This window comes from Bradyrhizobium sp. Ken64 (assembly GCF_055807555.1).
Genome location: NZ_JBVVPA010000013.1, coordinates 50816 through 71543, shown reverse-complemented (window position 1 = coordinate 71543; position 20728 = coordinate 50816). Strand labels below are relative to the sequence as shown.

Below are 20728 nucleotides of genomic sequence, written 5' to 3'. Positions count from 1 at the left end.
ATTCTGGATTGCTTCACTGCGCTCGCGATGACGGGGCGCTGAGTTGGCACCACCCACAAATCACCATCGCCAACAAAAAACGCGGCGTTTCCGCCGCGTTTTTCAATTCAATCTGCCGCTCTCGATTACGCCTGCGGCTGCGGCTCCAGGCCGGGATCCGGATCGGGTCGCGGGCGCGACTTGCCGGCCGGCGGCACGGCCGAGGCGCGCGGCGTGGTCGGCTCGAGCACGGATTCGCGGTTCGGCTTCTTGCCCTTGAGCAGGTCGATGATCTCGTCGCCGGAGAGCGTTTCGAATTCGAGCAGGCCCTTGGCGAGAGCTTCGAGATCGGCGCGCTTCTCGGTGAGAATACGCGTCGCCTCGTTGTAGCCTTCTTCGACGAAGCGCCGGATCTCGGTATCGATCTTCTGAACCGTCGCTTCCGATGCGTTCTGGGTGCGCGACACCGACATGCCCAGGAAAACCTCGTCCTGGTTCTCGCCGTAGGACACGGTGCCGAGCGCCTCGGACAGGCCCCAGCGCGTCACCATCATGCGCGCCAGACGCGTCGCCTGTTCGATGTCGGACGACGCGCCCGAAGTCACCTTCTCGCGGCCGAAGATGAGCTCTTCGGCGACGCGGCCACCCATCATGATGGCAAGGCGCGAGGTCATCTGCTCCAGCGACATCGACAGCTTGTCACGCTCGGGCAGCTGCATGACCATACCCAGCGCACGCCCGCGCGGAATGATGGTCGCCTTGTGGATCGGGTCGGTCGCGACGACGTTGAGGCCGACGATGGCGTGCCCGCCCTCGTGATAGGCCGTCAGCAGCTTCTCTTCCTCGGTCATGACGAGCGACTTGCGCTCGGCGCCCATCATCACCTTGTCCTTGGCTTCCTCGAACTCGGCCTGGGTCACCATCCGCTTGTTGCGGCGGGCGGCGGTGAGCGCGGCTTCGTTGACGAGGTTCATCAGGTCGGCGCCGGAGAAGCCCGGGGTGCCGCGCGCGATGGTCTTGAGGTTGATATCCGGCGCCAGCGGCACCTTGCGGACGTGGACTTTGAGGATCTGCTCGCGGCCGACGACGTCCGGGTTGGGCACCACGACCTGACGGTCGAAGCGGCCGGGACGCAGCAGCGCGGGATCGAGCACGTCGGGACGGTTGGTCGCGGCGATCAGGATCACGCCCTCGTTGGCCTCGAAGCCGTCCATCTCGACCAGCAACTGGTTCAGCGTCTGCTCGCGCTCGTCATTGCCGCCGCCGAGGCCGGCGCCACGGTGGCGACCGACGGCGTCGATTTCGTCGATGAAGATGATGCAGGGCGCGTTCTTCTTGGCCTGCTCGAACATGTCGCGGACGCGGCTGGCGCCGACACCGACGAACATCTCGACGAAGTCCGAACCCGAAATGGTGAAGAACGGCACGTTGGCTTCGCCCGCGACCGCACGCGCGATCAGGGTCTTGCCGGTGCCGGGAGGGCCGACCAGCAGCACGCCGCGCGGAATGCGGCCGCCGAGGCGCTGGAATTTGCCGGGGTCGCGCAGGAATTCGACGATCTCCTGCAGGTCCTGCTTGGCTTCGTCGACACCCGCGACGTCCTCGAAGGTGACGCGGCCATGCGCTTCAGTCAGCATTTTTGCGCGCGACTTGCCGAAGCCCATCGCCTTGCCGGCGCCGCCCTGCATCTGCCGCGACAGGAAGATCCACACGCCGATCAGCGCGATGAAGGGCAGCCAGGAGACCAAGAGCGAGACGAACCACGGCACGTTGTCGCCGGGCGGCTTCGCGGTGATCTGCACCTTGCTGTCATAGAGGCGCTTCACGAGCGTCGGATCGCTCGGTGCATAGGTCTGGAAGCTCGAGCCGTTGGTGAAGGTGCCGTGAATGTCCGGCCCCTGAATCACGACGTCGCGCACATTGCCGCGGTCAACCTCGCTCAAGAGCTGGGAGAAGGCGATGTCCTGCGAGGAGGCGCGCTGACCCGGATTCTGGAAGAGCGTGAACAACGCCAACAGCAGCAGGACAATGATGACCCAGAGGGCGAAATTGCGCAGATTGGCGTTCATCGATCTTCCTTCGTGGTCGCGCGGATCGCGGCCTGAGCCTTGGGCAGTTATTTGGGCAGCGCGAGGAAATCCCCAAGGAATCCTCTCGGTTAGACGGATACAATCTAGGTGTCGCTCCGGTCGCTGCCAAGGGAACGAGATGGGACTATTTAGCCCATCTTAGTCCGATTCCCGCTGAAATAATGGCGCCCGGATCCGGGTTTTTCCTGCCTGGTTAAGGTGTCCTCACGGCGCGGTCGCGAAACGAGCCGGTGCCATGATCCGCCCTTATCCACCCTTGATCACCCCTCGATCAACCCTTGCGCCGGGCCGGCGCCGGCGCGATGCGGATACGTCCCCCGGCAAGGCTGATCAAGGCTCCCGCAAGCGTCTGCTTCAGGGCCGGCCGGCCATTTGCGGGTGCGCGGGGACTTGCGGCAATGGCCTGATCGAGCGCGGCCAGGAGGGATTCGACCTTGCCGAGTTCCGCCGGTCCCTCATGCCCGAACGCGTTGATGGCTCGCAGCAGGATCCGCAGCCGGACCTCATCCGGCAGGGCGGCAAACACGGGGGCCTCGAAGCTTCGAACGCCGGCCTGCGGCGCATCGCCGCGATCCCGCAAACGGAGGAAGCGCTCGGCTCCATCGGTCAGCACCTCGACGGCCGCATTGGCGCGCGCCAGCCTTGCCGCGAGCCGAGCCAGGCTGCGGGCATCACCGCCCTCCGCCGCGAGCTGCGGCAGCAGCGCACGCAGCCGCGGCCGGGTGAAGGCGGCGTCGTGGTTGGTGGGATCGTCGGCAAAGCCGATCTTCGCCCGCTTCAAGGTCGCGATCAGCTGCGACTTCGGAACATCGAGCAGTGGACGCGCAAGAACGACGCCGTCGCGCTCGGTGAGACGGGCCATCGCCGACAGCCCGGCTAATCCGCTGCCTCGGACAAGACGCATCAACAGGGTCTCGGCCTGGTCGTCGCGGGTGTGGGCGGTCAGCACGTGGCTCGCACCGGCGACGCGCGCGGCCTGCACAAGCAGGCGGTAGCGGGCTTCGCGCGCGGCGGCCGGCAGTCCCGTTTTCGGCTTTGCCCCGCGCCAGCGCACGGTCCGGTGCGGCAAGCCAAGCCCGGTCGCGAGACGCTTGACCTCGCGCGCCTCGCGCGCCGCCTCCGGCCGCAAGCCGTGGTCGATGGTGACGACGGTGAGACGCGGGCCGCGCGCCAGGCTGCGATGCCAGCGCGCCGCAAGCCACATCAGCGCCACCGAGTCGGGCCCGCCGGAGACCGCGAGCAGCAGTCCCTGCGCGCCTTTCAGGCCTGCGAAGAGGCGCTTGGCCTCACGCGCCGAGATCGGTGAATTGTCCTTTGACATGACGCTGCAATCGTCCGCGGATGGACCGACTGTTTAGCGCAGCGCCATCAATCTTGTCAGGATCAATCGCGGCCGGTCAGCACTTCACTCGCTTCTGCTCGCGGTCGACCGCGGCTTTGACGCCGGCGGAAGCGCGCGGATATTTGCGGCCGACTTCGCCGAAGGCGGCGCACGCGGCCTCCTTCTCCTTCAGCGCCGCCAGCGACTGGCCGAGCCGCAGCAGGGCATCCGGCGCCTTGGCGGATTTGTCGTATTTGGTGGTGACGGCGAGGAAGGCTTCCGCGGAGTCGCGATATTGCTGGCGCTGGAAATAGCTCTCGCCGAGCCAGTATTGCGCGTCGCCGAGCAGCGGGTCGCTCGGATATTTCTGCGAAAAATTCTTCATGGTCTGCTCGGCCAGCGCATAGTCCTTGCGCTGCATGTAGCCGATGCCGAGGTCGAATTCGTCGCGCGGCGTGGCCGAGGGCGGCAGGGTCGTCAGCGCCGGGGCGCCTGATGGCGCAGGAGAGCCGGACGGGGCCGGCGGATAGCCGGGCTGCGCTGCCGGCGGCACGCCTTGCTGGTAGCGCGGACCGGTGTTGGCGAGATCGAGCGGTTCGCCGGCGCCACGGCCGCCGGGCGCGCCGCCCGGGGCACCTGCAGGCATCGGTTGCTGCCCGCCGCCGAGCGCGCGCGGCGCACCCGGCGCATTCGGGCTCTGGCTCGGGTCGAAGGCATCGCCGCGGCGGCGCGTGCCCGGCGCGCCGGGCGCAGGCTGCTCCTGAACGATCGGCGCCGGAGAGGCGATCTGCGGCTGCTCGTAATTCGGCTGGGCCGCTTGCTGGTGCGGCGGCTGCTGGCGATAGGCCGGCGCGGCTTGGGCGGGCGGCATGGCCGCGACATTGGGCTGGACCGGCGCCTGGCCGGGCGCAGCTTGTGCGCCGCCCTCGAGCGCTCGCAGCCGCTCTTCGAGCTGGCGGTTGCGGTATTGCAGCTCTTCGTTCTGGCCGGTGAGCTGGCGCAACTGGTTCTCCAGCCGCTCGATCCGCATCTCGGGATCTGCATCGTCCGTCTGTGCGAGGGCGGGCGAGCACAACGAGAGCAGCGCGGCGATCGCCACGGTGCCGGTGAAGACCTTAAATCTGGATGACATCTTGCCCTGACGACGAAAGCGAAATGGCCTGCGACCGAACATTCGACGCGCCACACATTGAAGGGGAGTACGCCAAAACTGTGACTGTAACAAACGGGTTTCTGTCACAGATCGCTGAAACGAAACCGGCGCCCGAGAGGGCGCCGGCATAATCGGTCTCTGAAGATGAACGGCGTCTGACCGATCGTCAGGAGCTCGCGTTCAGCACGGTGACGGCGCGGCGGTTCTGCGACCAGCAGGAGATGTCGTTGCAAACGGCCACCGGCCGCTCCTTGCCGTACGAGATCGTGCGCATGCGGTTCGGATCGATGCCGCGCGAGGCAAGGAACGAACGCACCGATTGGGCGCGCCGGGCGCCGAGCGCGATGTTGTATTCGCGGGTGCCGCGTTCGTCGGCATGACCTTCGACGGTGAAGCTGTAGCGCGGATAGCTCTGGAGCCACTGCGCCTGCTTCTCCAGGGTCACGATCGCCTGCGGGGTCAGATCGGTCTGGTCGCTTTCGAAGAACACGCGGTCGCCGACATTGACGACGAAGTCTTGCTGGCTGCCCGGCGTCGCCGCGTTGGCCATCGCATCCGTGGCAGCGTTCTTGTTGGCGCAGGCACCCATCGACAACGCGACGGCAAGCACCGCGGCCAGCTTCAATCCCTGGAGGATGCGCATAGGATGTTTCATTCCGGAGCCTCCACGCTCACGTTTTCGTCCACTGCTGTCCGGTCTACAGGGGGTTGGTTAAGCGAACGTTCCGTCAACCTTGATGGAACCTTGCCACAGCCGGTCAAATGCCCCCAACCAGCGAAAAGCAACCGTCATGGTTAATGGGTTGTAAATGTGGCGCGATGGTGAAGGCAAGCCGCCCCGACCGGCAAAAACCGCGGCTTTTGCCGGAATTTTAGGCTCGTCGCGTGGAGGCGCTGGGGCCAGACCCGGCGCCAGACCCTGGGGCCTAGCGGGCAGAACCCGTTGCCGAGGCGGCGACGTCCGGGGTCCGCTGGGTGGCCAGCGACACCGGGCGCGGGACCGCCTGGCGCGGGCTGCTGCGTTGAAACAACATGCGCCGCTCAAAAGCGCTGGAGCGCATGATCGGAAAGCGCGTCAGGACCTTTTCCCGCTGGTTCCGGAAATCGGACGCCATCAGCACGGCCTTCTTGGTGGGCCAGCCCGGAAACCCGCGGGGCTCCGGTGAAATGGTCTCGTGCAGGAAGACGCGACGATAGAACGCCTGATGGTCGGTCCGGATCATGGCCAGCCCGGTGTCGGCGTTGAAATGATCGCAAGCCACAAAAGCCAGCCGCACCGTCAGATAGGGCAGCTCCGGAAAACGCTGGTGCTTTTCGGGGTCGGCAACAAACCGGCATGGATCGATGAGAACTTCGCCGCGGTCGAGGCGGGGATGCAGGACGTCGCCAAACACTTCGGTCGTGTAGGACATCCGCCAGTCGGACGTCAGGACGTGAATGCGAACGGAGCTGCAGAGCTCTCCATCGACATAGACCCCGAAATTCCAGGTGTTGGGCGCATCGTCAAAGCGATCGGTCACGCGCCGCGACTCCGACGGCTCGATCAGTCCGGCGTGCAAATAGGCCCGGTAGCGCATCAGATAGAGGTTGTCTCGGTCCTCAGGAGTTTCGATCAGGCGGTAATCGATGCGGTCAAACAGAGCGGCTCCCCGCGGAAGGAGCACCGTTTGCGGTTCGGCTCCAGACGTCATCCAGTACCCCTACACTCCAAGCAACTTCTACGAGTGTGACGAGATTAATGGTTCATTAACGGAATTGCAAAGGCTTAGAAACGTTAGGGTTAACCTTTGCAGCCCGCAAAAACACGGGGCGCACAAGAGCCAAGGCGTTGAAGGAGCAGGCAGTGAAAGATCAGGCGATCGATCGGGAGGACACCATGACGATCTGGTCCTCAGCCCCGCGACGGCCATGCGAGGCATTGAGCAATTGGCGAATCCGGACTGCCGGCACCGGCCGGCTGAACAGATAGCCCTGCCCTTCGGTCACGGTGCCGTCGGCGCTGATCAGCTCGAGCTGGTCATTGGTCTCGATGCCCTCGACCACGACGGCCATGCCGAGATCGGCCGACAGCCGCGCCACGCCGCGCAGCAGCGTCAGCGGCCGGTCGGCATCGATGCCTTCGAGGAAGGAGCGGTCGATCTTCACCTTCTGCATCGGGAAATTGTGCAGGTAGCTGAGGCTCGAATAGCCGGTGCCGAAATCATCCAGCGAAATGCGCACGCCGATCGCATGCAATTGCGACAGGATGTCGTGCGTGAGCTGGGTGTTGCGCAACAGCGAGGATTCGGTGATCTCGATCTCCAGCCGATGCGCCGGGAGCCCCGAAACCTCGAGCGCGTAGCGGATTTCGCTCAAGACGTCGCGCTGGTGGAATTGCTGCGGCGAGAAGTTGACGGCGACGCTGACGCCCTCCGGCCATTTCATGCATTCCATGCAGGCGCGGCGCAGGATCCAGCGGCCGAGATCGACGATCAGCCCCATGTCCTCGGCGACCGGGATGATGTCGATCGGCGAGACCGTGCCGCGCACCGGATGATTCCAGCGCAGCAGCGCCTCGCACGTCGTGATCTTGCCGGACTTCAGATTGACCAGCGGCTGGTAGAACAGCTCGAATTCCTCGTTGGCGAGCGCCTTGCGCAGATCGAGCTCGAGGATGCGGCGCGCCTCGACGGTCGCCGCCATCTCGTCGCGGAAGAAGCAGAAGGTGCCGCGGCCGTCGGCCTTGGCCCGGTACAGCGCCATGTCGGCGTTCTTGAGCAGCGTGTCCGCGCTGACGCCCTCCGGCGAGGTCAACGCGATGCCGACGCTGGCACCGATCTCGACCAGATGATTGTCGATGCGGTAGCGCTCGCTCAGCCGCTCGACGATCCGGCGCGCCAGTGCAGCGGCGTCCTCCGGCGAGGAGATGTTCTCTTGGAACACGACGAATTCGTCACCGCCGAAGCGGGCGACGAAATCCTCCGGGCGCAGCATCTCGCGCAGACGGTTGGCGACCGCGCACAGCAGCTGGTCGCCGCAGGGATGGCCGAGCGTGTCGTTGACCTGCTTGAACTGGTCGAGGTCGACGAACAGCAGCGCGGACAGGCGCTCGGAATCGTGCGAAATCGCCAGCAGCCTTTCGATCTCATCGCGAAAATGAACGCGGTTGGGGAGCGCGGTGAGGTCGTCGTAGCGCGCCAGATGCGTAATCTTGGCTTCGGCGCTGCGACGGTCGGTAATGTCCTCGAGCAGCACCACCGCGCCGCCGTCAGCCATCGGCTGGACAGTCCAGGACAACGACCGGTTTCGCTGCGTATCGGGATCGGCGGTGATGATCTCCTTGGCTTGCGAACTCTCGATGTCCGCGACGATCCGCTCGCCGCTCCCAGCCGAGATGGATCCGGCGCTGACGCATGCCGCGACGATGTCACGCGCGTTGACGCCGCGTTGCGCCAGACCTTCCGGCAGATTCATCATTGCGCCGAAGCGGTGGTTCATGACCGCCAGCTGTCCGTCGACGCGGAACATGCACAGGCCGTGCGGCATGTTGTTCAGCGCCGTGTCGAACTGGCCGGCGAGCGCGGCTTCACGTTCCCGTGCGACGACCGCTCCCATGAAGATTCGGTGCAGATTCACCGAGAGCTGCATGATCGCCATCAGGAACGCGGCACTGACCAGCGCCATCGCGATGTAGTAGGGCGTTCCACGCAGCGCCAAGGCAAGCACGGCCGGGCCGAAAATCAGCACGGCCTGGAGGTGGAAGATCGCAGGCCGGCCATATGCCCTGCCCGCGCCGCCCGCCGCGATTCCGGTGGTGACCGACAAGGCGATCATGTGGGCCACGGCGTCGTCCGTGGCCAACAGGGCCGTGGCGCACCAGATGCCGATCGCAGCCGCCTGGATCTTTGCCCCGATCTGATATCGCTTCTGCCAGCGTGCGGCCGCCTCGACGGTCATGACCGCATGACGTGCCTGATAGAGGCGCAGGTCGATCGCCCGCGCGGTCCCGGCCAGGACAAGAAGTGCGACGCACGCCCATATCAACGGCTCGCCCGTCCTCAGCGCGGTCAGGGCCGCACCGATCGACACGAAAACGAGTCCGGCCAGCAGCGGACCAGGCGCTTCGAACAGCGAATCGATTTGCGCCGCCGAAGTTTTCGGCGGCCGCTGTTCCGGCTCTCCGCTCTGACTTGCAAACTGCATCTGGTGTCTACGCGCGTCCTGTCTGGAGCGCAGTTTTACCGATCCGGTATGAAGTCTTTCTGAGGGAACATCGTTAAAGTCGAGTTGTTTTGAGTGACCAATAGTCGAAATACATCAATAGAAACAAACCCATGGGAAAAGTTTGCCGAGTGCAACCTTAAAGAACAATTATTGCGGGGAAACATCTGGCAAAGTTTTCGGAAAAGGCGCGCGGTCAAATCATCGCGCGCCGCGGGCGGCGGCTAGCCCGATGTCGAGGACAATAGCGGCGACCATGCCGGGTCGGAGGCGAAGCCCGGCGTCGGCACCTTCAGCTCGTTGCGGCCCGAGATGTCGACCGAGAACAACGACGGCCCGCCGCTGCCGCCGGGATCGCGGAAGAACATCAGCACGCGGCCGTTCGGCGAGAAGGTCGGGCCTTCGTTGTGATAGCCGGAGGTGAGAAGCCGTTCGCCGGAGCCGTCCGGCTTCATGACGCCGATCGAGAACTGCCCGCCACCTTGCCTGGTGAAGGCGATGTAATCGCCGCGCGGCGACCACACCGGCGTCGAATAGGTGGCGTTGTTGTCGTCCTTGGAGAAGGAGATGCGCTGCGCCGCTCCGCCGCCCGCGGCCATGACATAGATCTGCGATCTGCCGCCGCGATCGGACTCGAAGCAGATGCGGGTGCCATCCGGGGAGTAGGAAGGCGAGGTGTCGATCGCGGGCGTGTCGGTGAGGCGCGTGGTCGAGCGCGAGCGCAGATCCATCACGAACAGGTTGGAATTGCCGCCCTGCTGCAGGCTCATGATGACGCGCTGGCCGTCTGGCGAGAACCTCGGCGCAAAGGTCATGCCCGGGAAGTTGCCGACGATCTCGCGTTGGCCGGTCTCGATGTTGAACAGGTAGACCTTCGGGTCGCCCTGGCCAAACTCCATGTAGGTGATCTCTTGCGAGTTCGGCGAGAAGCGCGGCGTCAGCACGAGGTCGGAGCCGCGGGTCAGATAGCGCACATTGGCGCCGTCCTGATCCATCATCGCGAGCCGCTTGACGCGACGCTCCTTCGGCCCAGTCTCGTCGACGAACACCACGCGGCTGTCGAAATAGCCCTTCTCGCCGGTCAGCTTCTCATAGATCTGGTCGGAGATGATGTGGGCGATGCGGCGCCAATATTCCGGCGAGGTGAAATATTGCTGGCCGGCGAGCTGCTGGCCGGTGACCACGTCCCACAAGCGGAATTCGGCCTTGAGGCGTCCGTCCGGCTGCCGCGTCATGCGGCCCGTGACGAGGGCCTGCGCGTTGAGGGTTTTCCAGTTCTCGAATTGCGGCGCGACGTCGATGTTGCTGATGCGCTCGATGAAGGCGGCCTGGTCGACCGGCGCGAACAGGCCCGAGCGCTTCAGATTGTTGGTGATGACTTGTGTGACGCCGTTGCCGACGTCGCCGTCGGCCGGCGAGCCCGGCACGAAATTGGTGATCGCGATCGGAATTGGCCGAAACTCGGTGGGGTCGATGCGAAGCCGTCCCTGCGGCTGCTGGGCGAAGGCCTGTCCGCCCCCCAGCATCGCGAGCGTCGATCCGGTCAGGGTCATGAAGCGGCGGCGGTTCATCGATCGAACGTCATTCATCGCAAAATTCTTTTGTTCGGATGTCACAACATGTCTTTCAGGCCGAAAGTCATCGGAATGAGTTTCCAGCTCTCGTATTGCTGCTTCGGCAGGAACGAATAGACCTGACACTGCACGATGGCGCGCCTGGCACTCTCCGCCACCGCCTGTGCGATCGACCGCGACGGTCCCCTCACCGCGACGACGATCGGCTCGGACGCGAGCGATCCGTCGATCTTCATGGGAATGTCGATGTCGGCTTCGTATTGATCTGCATCCTGCCCGTTATAGGTCGGCGTGAAGCAGCGCTTCACCGCCCCCTGGAACGCCCCCCGCCAGGTCGCAATGTTGTTGGCGGCCGTTCCGGTCGTCGATCCCAGCGAGGCCGATGCATTCAGCGTCGATCCGGCGAGTTCGTGGCGGGTCGCCGCGCGCTTGTCGAGATCGCGCTGGATCTGCGCGGGATCGAAGCTGCGCTCCTTGGGCTTCGGGACCTGCGGCGGCTGCACCGCCGCGACCTTCTGCTCCGGCGGCTTGGGCGGCGGCTTCTTGGTTTCGAGCTTTTTCTGCAGCTCGGCGATCGGATCTTCCTTGGCCGGGTCAGGCTTTTTTTCCGGCGGCTTCGGTTCTTCCTTCGGCTTCGCCTCGGCGACGGGCTTGGGCGGCTCGGGCTTCTTCTCGACCGGCTTCTCGACGGGTTTGGGCGGCGGTTCGGGCGTCGAGTTGGTCTTGATCAGCTCTTTCTTTTCGGTGACCTTGCCGACAGCGTCTTCCTCGGGCTTGGCTTCCGCGATCTTCTCGACCTTCGGCTTCGGCTCTTTCTTGTCGCCGGTCTTCTGCCCCGACATCATCTGCGCGAGCTGGTCGGTGGAGATGATGTCGATCGGCAGCGACTCTTCGGCCGGAACGAAAGCCCTGCTGCTAAAGGTGACGAGCCCCCATCCCAGCACGAGGACGTGGAGGGCAATCGACGCAACGAGTGTCTTGTCGACCTTCACCTTCACGGTCTACCCCTGATCCGCTTCCGTGACGAGCGCCAGCTTCTTGAAGCCTGCGCCGGACAACTGTCCCATGACCTTGGCCACCGTCCCGTAATCCGCCTTCTTGTCGGCACGCAGATAGATGCGTTCCTCGAGCCCGCCGCGCGCGTCCGTGATCGCCTTCAGCTTGGGGATCAGGTCGTTGATCGCGATCTCGGCGTCGTTGATGAACACCTTGCCCTTGATGTCGACCGACATCTGGATCGGCTTCTGGTCGTTATTTTCGAGGCTCTTGGCCTGGGTCTGCGGCAGGTCGAGCGGCACGCCGACCGTCAGCATCGGCGCCGACACCATGAAGATGATGAGCAGCACCAGCATCACGTCGACCATCGGCGTGACGTTGATTTCGGCCACGACCGGCTTGCGCCGGCCACGGCGCCCACCGCCTCCGGACGAACTCGCAACGTTCATGCCCATGGTCTGGTGCCCAAATTGCCCTTCACACTATACATGCCGTCCGTCAGCCCCGCTCGTCGATCTGGCGCGACAGGATGGCTGAAAATTCATCGGCGAAGCCTTCGAGCCGCTGGGCCTGCCGGTTCACCTCGGAGGTGAACTTATTGTAGAAAATAGTGGCAGGAATGGCGGCGATAAGGCCGACGGCGGTCGCAAACAGCGCCTCCGCGATGCCGGGGGCCACCACCGCCAGAGAGGTATTTTTCGACGCCGCGATCGACTGGAAGCTCGACATGATGCCCCAAACGGTGCCGAACAGGCCGACGAAGGGGCCTGCGGAGCCGACGGTGGCGAGCACCAGCAGCCGGCGTTCCAGCCGCTCGACCTCGCGGGCAATCGAGACATTCATGACCTTGTCGATGCGCATCTGAAGGCCCGCGACCGAGCGGGCCTGGCTCTCGAACGAACGCTTCCACTCGCGCATCGCCGCGACGAAGCAGGCCGCCATCGAATGCGTCGGCTTGGCCGAGAGCGTGCGATAGAGGTCCTCGATCGACTCGCCGGACCAGAAGGCCTGCTCGAAACGGTCCATCGAGCGGCGGGTGCGGGCAAACAGGAAGATCTTGTCGATGGCGATTGCCCAGACCCAGACCGAGCAGGCGAGAAGCCCCAGCATCACCGCTTTCACGATCCAGTGAGCCTGCCAGAACAGCGCGATCAGCGACACGTCCGCGGAAGCGGCAACCGGAAGGGCTGACTGAGCCACGTCGGCCGGATTCATAAGCAGTATCCTCTCAAGGCGATCGTTACCTGATGTCCCGACCTAATGTCCCGGCCAGCAAATGGCCGCCGGTTCCCCAATGGCCGCGCTAGAACCCGGCGCGGCCGGCAAGCCCGCTCAAAGCCTTGTCTTTCTGGGGTGCAGGGCTCGTCCAAAGCCGGCCGCCTGCATTCCCTGCCAAGATGTCAAAACTATGGGCCTCGACCCAAGGCTCAGACTTCGGGCTTTGGGCGCGATTGTCCGCAATTACCAGAGCCCGGCGATGGTTAATGCTGGGTTACCGGGACTGAATTTGGCCCCAGGAAAGCCTGGCGTTGCAGGCGGTTGGCAATCTGCCGGCCTCGGCGGGTGCTGACATCACGTCGGAGGAACCAGCCCTCGCCCGAAAATTTGTCCCGAAAATCACTTCTCGCGAGGTTTTGCCATGAGCATCAACCCCAAGTCGACCGCCGCCATCGGCGATCATCCGCTCCACCCCATGATCATCCCGTTCCCCGTCGCCTTCCTGGTCGGCGCGCCCATCGCCGATCTCGCCTTCATCGGAACCGGTGACGGCTTCTGGGCCAGAGCCGCGATTTGGCTGATCGGCGCCGGCATCGTCATGGCGCTCGTTGCCGCCGTGGCCGGCTTCACCGACTTCTTCAGCGACGCCCGTATCCGCAGCCTCAACGATGCCTGGTATCACATGGTCGGCAATCTCGTGGCGGTCGTGCTCGCCGCAATCAATTTCTACCTCCGCTACGCGCAAGGCGCGGAGGCTGCGGTCAAGCCGTGGGGCGTGGTGCTCTCGCTGATCGTGGTCGGCATCCTCCTGTTCACGGGATGGAAGGGCTGGGAAATGGTCTACCGGCATCATGTCGCGGTACTGGACGCACCGGGCCAGACCAGTTCGAAGCCAGTCACGCCGCATCATGGCGGCGAGAGCCGCCGCCGCGCCGCCTGACCGAGGAGCACGTCGCCTGATGACGTGAGGGCGAGTCAGGCCGCCGAGGCGGGTTCGGGGCAATTGGTCAGCCGCGCCGGATTGCCGACTGCGGTACAGCCCGGGGGCACGTCGCACGTCACGACGGTGCCGGCGCCGATCTTTGCAAAATCGCCGATCCTGACGTTGCCGAGAATTGTCGCGCCGGAGCCGATGAACACGCCGCGACCAATGCGAGGCGAGCGCGCCGGCAGTTCCGTGCCGCGACCGATGCTGACGTTCTGAAGGATGGTGGCCTCGTCGCCGATCACCACATCGGCGCCGATCACTATGCCGGTGGCGTGGTCGAGATACACCGATGATCCCAAGCTCGCCGCCGGATGAATGCTGACCTGCAGGACGTTCGAGGCCTCGTTCTGAAACAGCAGCGCCGCGTCGCGATGGTCGTGATGCCAGAGCCAGTTCGAGACGCGCCAGGCCTGCAAGGCGACGTAGCCCTTGAAATGCAGCAGCGGCGCCAACAGTCCGGTGATGGCGGGATCGCGGAGCACGATGGCTTGCAAGTCGCGGCCGGCCGCCTCGATCAGATCGGGCTGGCCATTGAAGGCGTCGCGGGAAAATGTCCTGAAGCGCCCGCGTTCGGCCGCGCTGTCGCCAAGCCGCCGTCCGATCAGGTCGGATAGTGCGGCGGTAAAATCGTCATGGGCGAAGATGAGGCCGCCAAGAGTCCGGCCGAATATGGGGTCTGCTGCCGCTGCGCGCTGCGCCTCGTCGCGGATCTTCTGCCAGAGGGTTTCGCTCGCCATCATCGCCGCTTCCGTCATCGTTGCCGCCTGCGATGTTTTGACGCTTCCTTTTCACTGACGGATATAGAGCGTCGGCAGCCCGCGCGCCACGCACCCCGTGAGGCTACGAGCTTGCATGCCAAGCGGACGGGATCATATATATGGGATCAGTCGAGTTCCCGGCCGAAGCTATGGTCTCAGGATCGTGCTGTCGCGCTGGCCCGGGTTGTTCAGGCAAAGTATCTCGTTCGAAGCCCCGCAGCGGTCCGCCACCCCCCGGGTTTGTCGTACACAGCGGCCCTCAATGCTGCCGAAGCGACTCCGGAATCCCGTCATCCAAGGTCACGCCAATCCATGTCGCCTAACGCCTCCGCCGACGACCAACACGACGACATCATGTATCCCTCCGCCCTGCCGTTCCTGCTGGTCCATCTCGGCTGCATTGCGGCGATCTGGACCGGCGTGACCTGGCAGGCCATCGCGATCTGCGCCTCGCTGTATGTCGTCCGCATGTTTGCGATCGGAGCGGGTTACCACCGCTATTTCTCCCATCGGGCTTTCGCGACCGGCCGGGTGTTTCAATTCATCCTGGCCTGGCTTGCGCAAAGCACCGCGCAGAAAAGCGTTTTGTGGTGGGCGGCCAAGCATCGGCATCATCATCTGCATTCCGATACCGAAGACGACGTGCATTCGCCGCGTCATCGGGGCTTCCTCTACAGTCATCTCGGCTGGATTTTCTACCGGCAGCACGATGGCACCGACCTCGTGAAGGTCGGCGATTTCGCCGCCTATCCGGAGCTGATGTGGCTGCATCGCCTCGAACTCCTCCCAGCCGTCACGCTGGCTGCGCTCTGCTTCCTGGTTGGCGGATGGTCCGGTCTCGTCGTCGGCTTCCTGTGGAGCACCGTGCTGGTCTATCACGCGACCTTCTGCATCAATTCCCTCGCCCATGTGCATGGACGCAAGCGGTACGTGACCGGCGATGATTCCCGCAACAATTGGCTGCTGGCCTTGTTCACCCTCGGCGAGGGCTGGCACAACAATCACCACGCTTACCAGAGCAGCGTGCGACAAGGTTTTCGCTGGTGGGAAATCGACATCACCTATTACATCCTGAAGGTGCTGTCCTGGTTCGGCATCGTCTGGAACATGAAGTCGCCGCCCGAGCAGGTGCTGCGCAACGAGCAGCCGCTCGGCGCACGCGTGATCAACCGGGCGGGCCGCGAGCTTGCTGGACGGTTCGATGCGCAGACCCTGGCGCACGCGATCTCGTCGGCGCTACGCCGAGCCGATTTGGCCCAGCTGCAACTGCCGACGCTGCACGACATCCTCAGTCGCGCGCACGAAGGCGTCGATGCACTGACGCATCTGCATTTGCCGAAGATTCCGACCCGCGAGGAGTTTCTCGCCGAGGCCAAGGCGATGTTCGCGCGCACGCGATCGCTCAACGAGATCGTGGACTACGCCTACGAACACTTCATGGAGTCGGTTCGCGCGCAGCTCGCCACGGCGCGCTGACCAAGTCTCTCCGGACCAGACTTTCCAGACCAAGCTTTTTCCAAACCAAGGCAATCCGGACGGTCGCGGCAGCCTGACGCGCATCCCCAAACCAAACCGCCCGCCTGCGGGTTGCGCAGGCGGGCGGCTCGGGGCCATCAGGACTTTGGGGGCATGCGCCTGACGGCTTTGAGAGGCGTCAGTCCCGAGATCAAGTTTGAGATCAACCCTGCTGCTGGTCGGTCGGCGGCGGGGTAGGGCGCGTCTTGTGTTGCGCCATGAACTGGTCGAACTCTTCCTTGTCCTTGGCGTGACGCAGACGGTCGAGGAAATTCTTGAACTCGACCTGCTCTTCCTCGAGCCGCTGCAGTGTCTCGGTGCGGTACTCGTCAAAGGCGCGGTTGCCGCTCGAGGGCGGGCCGAAGCCAAAGCCGAAACCGTGGCGCTCCATGCGGCCGCGCATACGATCCATCTTGTACTGCATCCGCTCCATCTTGTTCTGCCAGCGATCCTGGTTGCTCCAGCACGACATTCTTCTGCTCCCGAGTGTGAAAAAGAGAAGGGCGAGTCCGATCGGCCACCAGATGATGAAGCCGACGATGGTCACGGCGATCCAGCCGGGATGCCAGGGCGTATTGAGCATGTGGGGGCGCTCGTAGTGTTGGTCCGAAGGGCCGCGCCATCGATTGACATCAGCGGTGTAGGCCATTTCCCTCTCCATGACGGCATCAGCGCCGTTGTGAATGTAAATAACATTTACATAGGTAGATCATCCCTCGATTTTGTCAAGCCGACCGCCTGACAGGGCCACGCAATTATTTGTGTAACTTTATTTCGGCTTGCCCCAGGGACCACCGGGCGGCACGCCTGAACCGGAGGATGCCTCCGGTGGCACCGGCGGCGGCTCGGCGCTTTTCGCCGGAGGACGGCGATCGGTCGGGAAGCCGAGACCGCGCAGATATATCAGCACCTCGGCTTCGAGCAGCTCGTCCGGCGACATCGGCAGCTTTCGACGCGCGGCGTCACCGCGGGAGAACAGCGAGGCCACGCCATGTGCCATCGACCAGATGTGCAGCGCCATCATCATCGCCGGAGGCCGCGGCGTGCCCGGCGGCGCCAGCGCGGCAAGCCGCTCCGCCGCAGCACGAATGATGTTGAAAGCACGCTCACTGGCGGCCTGGAGCGCCGGATTGGAATCCACCGGCACGCCCGATTCGAACATCGCGTTGTAGAACGCGGGCTCCTCGCGGGCGAAGGCGAGATAGGCTTTACCGACACGCTCGAACGCCGTGACGGTGTCGGGCCGTCCGTCGTCCCAGGCCGCGGTCAGGCGCGATTCAAACTGCTCGAAGCCGCGCTGCGCGATCGAGGACAGCAGTTCTTCACGGTCGCGAAAATGCCGGTACGGCGCTGCCGCACTGACGCCGGCCATGCGCGCGGCATCGGCAAAGGTGAAGCCGGCCGCGCCCTTCTCGGCGATCAGCCCGAGGGCGGCCTGCAACAGGGCTTCCTTCAGATTGCCGTGGTGATAGCCGCGCTCGGCGCGGCGCGTCTCCTTGCGCCAGCTCATGTGAACGACCTTTACATGAGCCGGGCAGGAAGGTCACTAGCGGCGACGGGTTTGATCGACCCGTATTCTTCCCGGTCCGGGGCGGCGGCCGAGATCCTAGCCGCCGGGGATCGGGAGCACCGGCATGATCTCGACGCGTTCGCCGGGGAAGATCGTGAAGTGCGGGTGGTTCTCGAACATCTTGGCCGCGGCTTCATGGGACGCCGCGCGCACCACGGTGAATGCGCCCATTTCGTTGGCGATGTCGGCGATGCCCTTGCCTTCGACCTTCTTGGTCTTGCCGAGCGGCCCGCCCATGGCCTCGATCGCGCCCCGGTGCTTTTCCACCCAGCCCTTCCAGGCCGCCATGCCCTCCTGCTCCTTTGCTTTGCGCTCGACCTCGGGCATCGCATTCCATGCGGCCCATTTGGAGCTGGTCTTGCTGCCGAGGAAAACGGCGAGATAGGTGTCGGTGCTCATCGGTTCTCTCCCTTGATGATGGATAAACGAAGCTGCGGCTATTTCTTCAGGTCGCCGAAACCGGCGGCGGCCTCCTGCACGTCAGGCGGAAAGTCGCTCATCTCCTGCACCTGACGGATCTCGATGATTTCGTTCGGTGCGGCCGGACACCGCCTGGCCCAGGCGATCGCCTCGGCACGCGAGGCAACCTCGATCATCCAGTAGCCGCCCAGGACCTCCTTGGCCTCGGCGAAGGGACCATCGGTCACGATGGGCTCGCCGGCCGCAAACGAGACGCGCGCGCCCATCGAGGGCGGGTGCAGGCCGTCGAGCGTGATCAGCACGCCGGCGTCCTTCAGCACCTCGTTGTAGCGCATCATCGCAGCGACCCGCTCGGGATCGAGTTGAACGTCGGGCGCCGCGGTCTCGTAGCCGAGCGGGATCATCAGCATCATGAATCGCATGAGCATTCCTTGCGCGCTTTTGTCGTTCGGGTTGCGCGGCGAGGCGCCACTCCGGATGGACGGGAGCGACGGCCCGGGCCGCCCGCCCTCACCTCCAAGACGAAGGAACCTTGACGAAACCGACAGGTGACGAAAATTATTCTGGAGATTGTTGGCTGGCTGCTAGCGGGGCTGCGGCAGGAAACGCCCGTCCTGCCGGGCAGCGCCGAAATAAACCTCGATGCGGCGAACCTTGTCGCCGGCAAAGGTGAAGAACTCCGTGTTGCGAAAGCTCCTGCCATCTGTCGCCAAGCAAAAATAGGTGACGAAGGCCTCGTCGCCTTGGACGAAAATCCGCTCGATGTCGTGCCTTACGATCCAGCCGGTGTCCCTCCAGCAACGCTCGAAATAGGCCGCCTTGTCGAGGTCGTCGTCGAACGGGCTGGTGAAGCGGAAATCGTCGGCCAACGCGTCGGCGACCCGTTGCCGGTCGTTGCCGAGATAGGCGGCGAAGAGGTGTCGAATCAGGCGCTCGGGATTCGTCATCGAACGGTTCCGTAATCAGCATCGTCTTGAAGACGATTGACGCGCAGCCGCGCCGACATCACGTCCGGCAGCAACCACGCGAAAAATAATGCACGCGGCGGCCCGTACAAATACGGCTCGTTCTATGACCTCCGCCGTGCATATGAATCAAGAATGCTTGCAACCTGAGCAACATGGCGGACGCGTGCGAAATACAGAGCGGGCAACGTCTCGTGCAGGAATTTACAGTTGCTAAAGAAGCCCATGCAACTTTTTAGCTTGAGCGAAACGGTATGACAATCCGGCTGATTCGCCCCTCAGCATTAGGCGGAGCTTACGTGTTCAATTTCCAAAGCAAGAAAGTCAGGCACGCGATCGCGGAAGTCGAGGCGCTCGACCGGTCCCAGGCCGTGATCGAATTCGGCCTCGACGGCACCATTCTCGATGCCAACGAAAATCTCCTCAAGATGAGCGGCTATACGCTCTCGGAGATCAAGGGTAAGCATCACAGCATCTTCGTCAGCCCGACTGAACGCGAGAGCGCCCGTTACCGCGACTTCTGGGCCAGCCTGAACCGCGGCGAGTTCCAGACCACGCAATACAAGCGCTTCGGCAAGAACGGCAAGGAAGTCTGGGTCCACGCCTCCTACGCGCCGCTGCGCGACGAGAACGGCAAGGTGGTCAGCTTCATCAAGTTCGCCACCGACATCACGGCATACAAGGTCAAGACCATGGAGGACGCGGGCAAGATCGCCGCCGTCAACCGTGCCCAGGCCGTGATCGAATTCGACATGGACGGCACCATCCTCACCGCCAACGAGAATTTCCTGGGCGCAATGGGCTACTCGCTCGACGAGATCCAGGGCAAGCACCACAGCATGTTCGTGACGCCGGAGGATCGCGCGAGCTCTGCCTATGCCGACTTCTGGGGGCGGCTGAACCGCGGCCAGTTCGAAGCCGCCGAATACAAGCGGATCGGCAAGGGCGGACGCGAAATCTGGATTTTGGCAACCTACAACCCGATCCTCGATGAGATGGGCAGGCCGTTCAAGGTAGTGAAGTTTGCGACCGACGTCACCGCGCAGAAGATGAAGGCGGCCGACAATGACGGACAGCTCGCCGCGATCCAGAAATCGCAAGCGGTGATCGAATTCAACATGGACGGCACCATCCGCACCGCCAACGAGAACTTCTTGAAGGCGATGGGGTATTCGCTGGCAGAGATCAAGGGACAGCACCACTCCATGTTCGTCGAGCCGAACGTGAAGAATTCGACGGCCTACCGCCAGTTCTGGGAGACGCTCAACCGCGGCGAATACCAGGCCGCCGAATACAAGCGGATCGCCAAGGGCGGCCGCGAAATCTGGATCCAGGCGTCCTACAACCCGATCCTCGACCTCAACGGAAAACCCTACAAGGTGGTGAAATATGCCACCGACATCACCGCGCAGGCGATCGGCCGCAAGAAGGCCGACAACGCGCGCGGTCTGATCGAGGCGGTCGCGGCCGGCAGCGAAGAGATGAGCGCCTCGATCCGCGAGATCTCCGCGACCATGGCGAAGTCGCGCGAGAATTCGAAGGTCGCGACCACCCGCGTCGAGGCCGCCGATGGCCAGGCGCAGCGGCTGAACGCAGCGGCGCAGGCGATGAGCGGCATCGTCGAGATGATCTCGGGCATCACCGGCCAGATCAACCTGCTCGCGCTCAACGCCACGATCGAATCGGCGCGCGCGGGCGAAGCCGGCCGCGGCTTCGCCGTGGTCGCCTCCGAGGTGAAGAGCCTAGCCAATCAGGCCAAGCAGGCGACCGACACCATCACATCAGAAATCGACGCGCTGAACACCATCTCCGGCGACGTTGCAAGCTCGCTGACCGCAATCAAGGTCGCCATCGCCGGCGTCAACGAGTTCATCGCCTCTACCGCCGCCGCGGTCGAGGAACAGAGCATCGTGACGGCCGACATGTCGGCCAACATGCAACGCGCCACGGCGGAGCTGGCTTGAGCCGACCTGCGCGGCCG

The 20728-nt window shown here is 64.0% G+C and carries 19 protein-coding genes; 3 read left to right on the top strand and 16 right to left on the bottom strand.

Annotation, left to right across the window (positions count from 1 at the left end):
• Nucleotides 1–125: 125 nt before the first annotated feature.
• The 10 genes from ftsH to tolQ form a co-directional block, all read right to left on the bottom strand.
• Nucleotides 126–2048, bottom strand: coding sequence for an ATP-dependent zinc metalloprotease FtsH (gene ftsH / locus AC0L2F_RS21450; protein ID WP_007596301.1), 1923 nt, complete (start codon nt 2046–2048; stop codon nt 126–128).
• Nucleotides 2049–2340: 292 nt separating this feature from the next.
• The gene (gene tilS, locus AC0L2F_RS21445) at nt 2341–3390 is read right to left on the bottom strand and encodes a tRNA lysidine(34) synthetase TilS (RefSeq protein ID WP_473249755.1); all 1050 of its coding nucleotides are present in this window, start codon (nt 3388–3390) and stop codon (nt 2341–2343) included.
• 76 nt (nt 3391–3466) lie between these two features.
• Nucleotides 3467–4522 (bottom strand): tol-pal system protein YbgF, encoded by a 1056-nt coding sequence (ybgF, locus tag AC0L2F_RS21440; protein WP_473249754.1) that lies wholly within the window; start codon nt 4520–4522, stop codon nt 3467–3469.
• Between the two features lie 187 nt (nt 4523–4709).
• Nucleotides 4710–5198 (bottom strand): peptidoglycan-associated lipoprotein Pal, encoded by a 489-nt coding sequence (gene pal / locus AC0L2F_RS21435; RefSeq protein ID WP_007596304.1) that lies wholly within the window; start codon nt 5196–5198, stop codon nt 4710–4712.
• Between the two features lie 271 nt (nt 5199–5469).
• Nucleotides 5470–6234, bottom strand: a complete 765-nt coding sequence (locus AC0L2F_RS21430; RefSeq protein ID WP_007614263.1) for an N-acyl amino acid synthase FeeM domain-containing protein — start codon at nt 6232–6234, stop codon at nt 5470–5472.
• A gap of 160 nt (nt 6235–6394) precedes the next feature.
• On the bottom strand, nt 6395–8725 hold the full coding sequence (locus AC0L2F_RS21425) for a putative bifunctional diguanylate cyclase/phosphodiesterase (RefSeq protein WP_473249753.1): 2331 nt from the start codon (nt 8723–8725) through the stop codon (nt 6395–6397).
• 242 nt (nt 8726–8967) lie between these two features.
• Nucleotides 8968–10314, bottom strand: coding sequence for a Tol-Pal system beta propeller repeat protein TolB (gene tolB / locus AC0L2F_RS21420; protein ID WP_007614266.1), 1347 nt, complete (start codon nt 10312–10314; stop codon nt 8968–8970).
• 41 nt (nt 10315–10355) lie between these two features.
• Nucleotides 10356–11315, bottom strand: a complete 960-nt coding sequence (locus tag AC0L2F_RS21415) for a hypothetical protein (protein WP_007614274.1) — start codon at nt 11313–11315, stop codon at nt 10356–10358.
• Nucleotides 11316–11318: 3 nt separating this feature from the next.
• Complete coding sequence (gene tolR / locus AC0L2F_RS21410; RefSeq protein WP_007614276.1) at nt 11319–11768, bottom strand: protein TolR; 450 nt, start codon at nt 11766–11768, stop codon at nt 11319–11321.
• A 43-nt stretch (nt 11769–11811) separates the two neighbouring features.
• Complete coding sequence (tolQ, locus tag AC0L2F_RS21405) at nt 11812–12528, bottom strand: protein TolQ (RefSeq protein WP_007596319.1); 717 nt, start codon at nt 12526–12528, stop codon at nt 11812–11814.
• A 424-nt stretch (nt 12529–12952) separates the two neighbouring features.
• Here tolQ and AC0L2F_RS21400 point away from each other — a divergent pair, with 424 nt between their 5' ends.
• Nucleotides 12953–13471, top strand: coding sequence for a DUF2231 domain-containing protein (locus AC0L2F_RS21400; RefSeq protein ID WP_007614277.1), 519 nt, complete (start codon nt 12953–12955; stop codon nt 13469–13471).
• Nucleotides 13472–13506: 35 nt separating this feature from the next.
• Here AC0L2F_RS21400 and AC0L2F_RS21395 read toward each other — a convergent pair whose 3' ends face one another.
• The gene (locus AC0L2F_RS21395) at nt 13507–14274 is read right to left on the bottom strand and encodes a serine acetyltransferase domain-containing protein (protein WP_473249752.1); all 768 of its coding nucleotides are present in this window, start codon (nt 14272–14274) and stop codon (nt 13507–13509) included.
• A 315-nt stretch (nt 14275–14589) separates the two neighbouring features.
• Here AC0L2F_RS21395 and AC0L2F_RS21390 point away from each other — a divergent pair, with 315 nt between their 5' ends.
• Nucleotides 14590–15753: an acyl-CoA desaturase gene (locus tag AC0L2F_RS21390; protein ID WP_063994769.1), complete on the top strand. Its 1164-nt coding sequence runs from the start codon at nt 14590–14592 to the stop codon at nt 15751–15753.
• A gap of 202 nt (nt 15754–15955) precedes the next feature.
• Here the strand turns inward: AC0L2F_RS21390 and AC0L2F_RS21385 are convergent, their stop codons facing one another.
• The 5 genes from AC0L2F_RS21385 to AC0L2F_RS21365 form a co-directional block, all read right to left on the bottom strand.
• Complete coding sequence (locus AC0L2F_RS21385; protein WP_007614282.1) at nt 15956–16441, bottom strand: DUF2852 domain-containing protein; 486 nt, start codon at nt 16439–16441, stop codon at nt 15956–15958.
• A gap of 120 nt (nt 16442–16561) precedes the next feature.
• Nucleotides 16562–17302, bottom strand: a complete 741-nt coding sequence (locus AC0L2F_RS21380; RefSeq protein ID WP_473249751.1) for a TetR/AcrR family transcriptional regulator — start codon at nt 17300–17302, stop codon at nt 16562–16564.
• Nucleotides 17303–17398: 96 nt separating this feature from the next.
• Nucleotides 17399–17761 (bottom strand): hypothetical protein, encoded by a 363-nt coding sequence (locus AC0L2F_RS21375; RefSeq protein WP_063994767.1) that lies wholly within the window; start codon nt 17759–17761, stop codon nt 17399–17401.
• A 38-nt stretch (nt 17762–17799) separates the two neighbouring features.
• A complete protein-coding gene (locus AC0L2F_RS21370) occupies nt 17800–18204 on the bottom strand; it encodes a YciI family protein (RefSeq protein ID WP_063996805.1) in 405 nt (134 codons plus the stop codon).
• Nucleotides 18205–18366: 162 nt separating this feature from the next.
• Nucleotides 18367–18729, bottom strand: coding sequence for a nuclear transport factor 2 family protein (locus AC0L2F_RS21365; RefSeq protein WP_473249750.1), 363 nt, complete (start codon nt 18727–18729; stop codon nt 18367–18369).
• A 317-nt stretch (nt 18730–19046) separates the two neighbouring features.
• Here AC0L2F_RS21365 and AC0L2F_RS21360 point away from each other — a divergent pair, with 317 nt between their 5' ends.
• Nucleotides 19047–20711, top strand: a complete 1665-nt coding sequence (locus AC0L2F_RS21360) for a methyl-accepting chemotaxis protein (RefSeq protein WP_063994765.1) — start codon at nt 19047–19049, stop codon at nt 20709–20711.
• Nucleotides 20712–20728 lie beyond the last annotated feature (17 nt).

Bases quoted from the DNA above. Each gene is read 5' to 3' on its own strand.
- pal (WP_007596304.1), bottom strand. From the start codon at position 5,198: ATGAAACATCCTATGCGCATCCTCCAGGGATTGAAGCTGGCCGCGGTG.
- AC0L2F_RS21365 (WP_473249750.1), bottom strand. From the start codon at position 18,729: ATGACGAATCCCGAGCGCCTGATTCGACACCTCTTCGCCGCCTATCTC.
- ybgF (WP_473249754.1), bottom strand. From the start codon at position 4,522: ATGTCATCCAGATTTAAGGTCTTCACCGGCACCGTGGCGATCGCCGCG.
- AC0L2F_RS21425 (WP_473249753.1), bottom strand. From the start codon at position 8,725: ATGCAGTTTGCAAGTCAGAGCGGAGAGCCGGAACAGCGGCCGCCGAAA.
- AC0L2F_RS21395 (WP_473249752.1), bottom strand. From the start codon at position 14,274: ATGACGGAAGCGGCGATGATGGCGAGCGAAACCCTCTGGCAGAAGATC.
- AC0L2F_RS21385 (WP_007614282.1), bottom strand. From the start codon at position 16,441: ATGGCCTACACCGCTGATGTCAATCGATGGCGCGGCCCTTCGGACCAA.
- AC0L2F_RS21380 (WP_473249751.1), bottom strand. From the start codon at position 17,302: ATGAGCTGGCGCAAGGAGACGCGCCGCGCCGAGCGCGGCTATCACCAC.
- AC0L2F_RS21430 (WP_007614263.1), bottom strand. From the start codon at position 6,234: ATGACGTCTGGAGCCGAACCGCAAACGGTGCTCCTTCCGCGGGGAGCC.
- AC0L2F_RS21375 (WP_063994767.1), bottom strand. From the start codon at position 17,761: ATGAGCACCGACACCTATCTCGCCGTTTTCCTCGGCAGCAAGACCAGC.
- tolQ (WP_007596319.1), bottom strand. From the start codon at position 12,528: ATGAATCCGGCCGACGTGGCTCAGTCAGCCCTTCCGGTTGCCGCTTCC.
- ftsH (WP_007596301.1), bottom strand. From the start codon at position 2,048: ATGAACGCCAATCTGCGCAATTTCGCCCTCTGGGTCATCATTGTCCTG.
- AC0L2F_RS21400 (WP_007614277.1), top strand. From the start codon at position 12,953: ATGAGCATCAACCCCAAGTCGACCGCCGCCATCGGCGATCATCCGCTC.
- AC0L2F_RS21370 (WP_063996805.1), bottom strand. From the start codon at position 18,204: ATGCGATTCATGATGCTGATGATCCCGCTCGGCTACGAGACCGCGGCG.
- tolB (WP_007614266.1), bottom strand. From the start codon at position 10,314: ATGAACCGCCGCCGCTTCATGACCCTGACCGGATCGACGCTCGCGATG.
- tilS (WP_473249755.1), bottom strand. From the start codon at position 3,390: ATGTCAAAGGACAATTCACCGATCTCGGCGCGTGAGGCCAAGCGCCTC.
- AC0L2F_RS21390 (WP_063994769.1), top strand. From the start codon at position 14,590: ATGTCGCCTAACGCCTCCGCCGACGACCAACACGACGACATCATGTAT.
- tolR (WP_007614276.1), bottom strand. From the start codon at position 11,768: ATGGGCATGAACGTTGCGAGTTCGTCCGGAGGCGGTGGGCGCCGTGGC.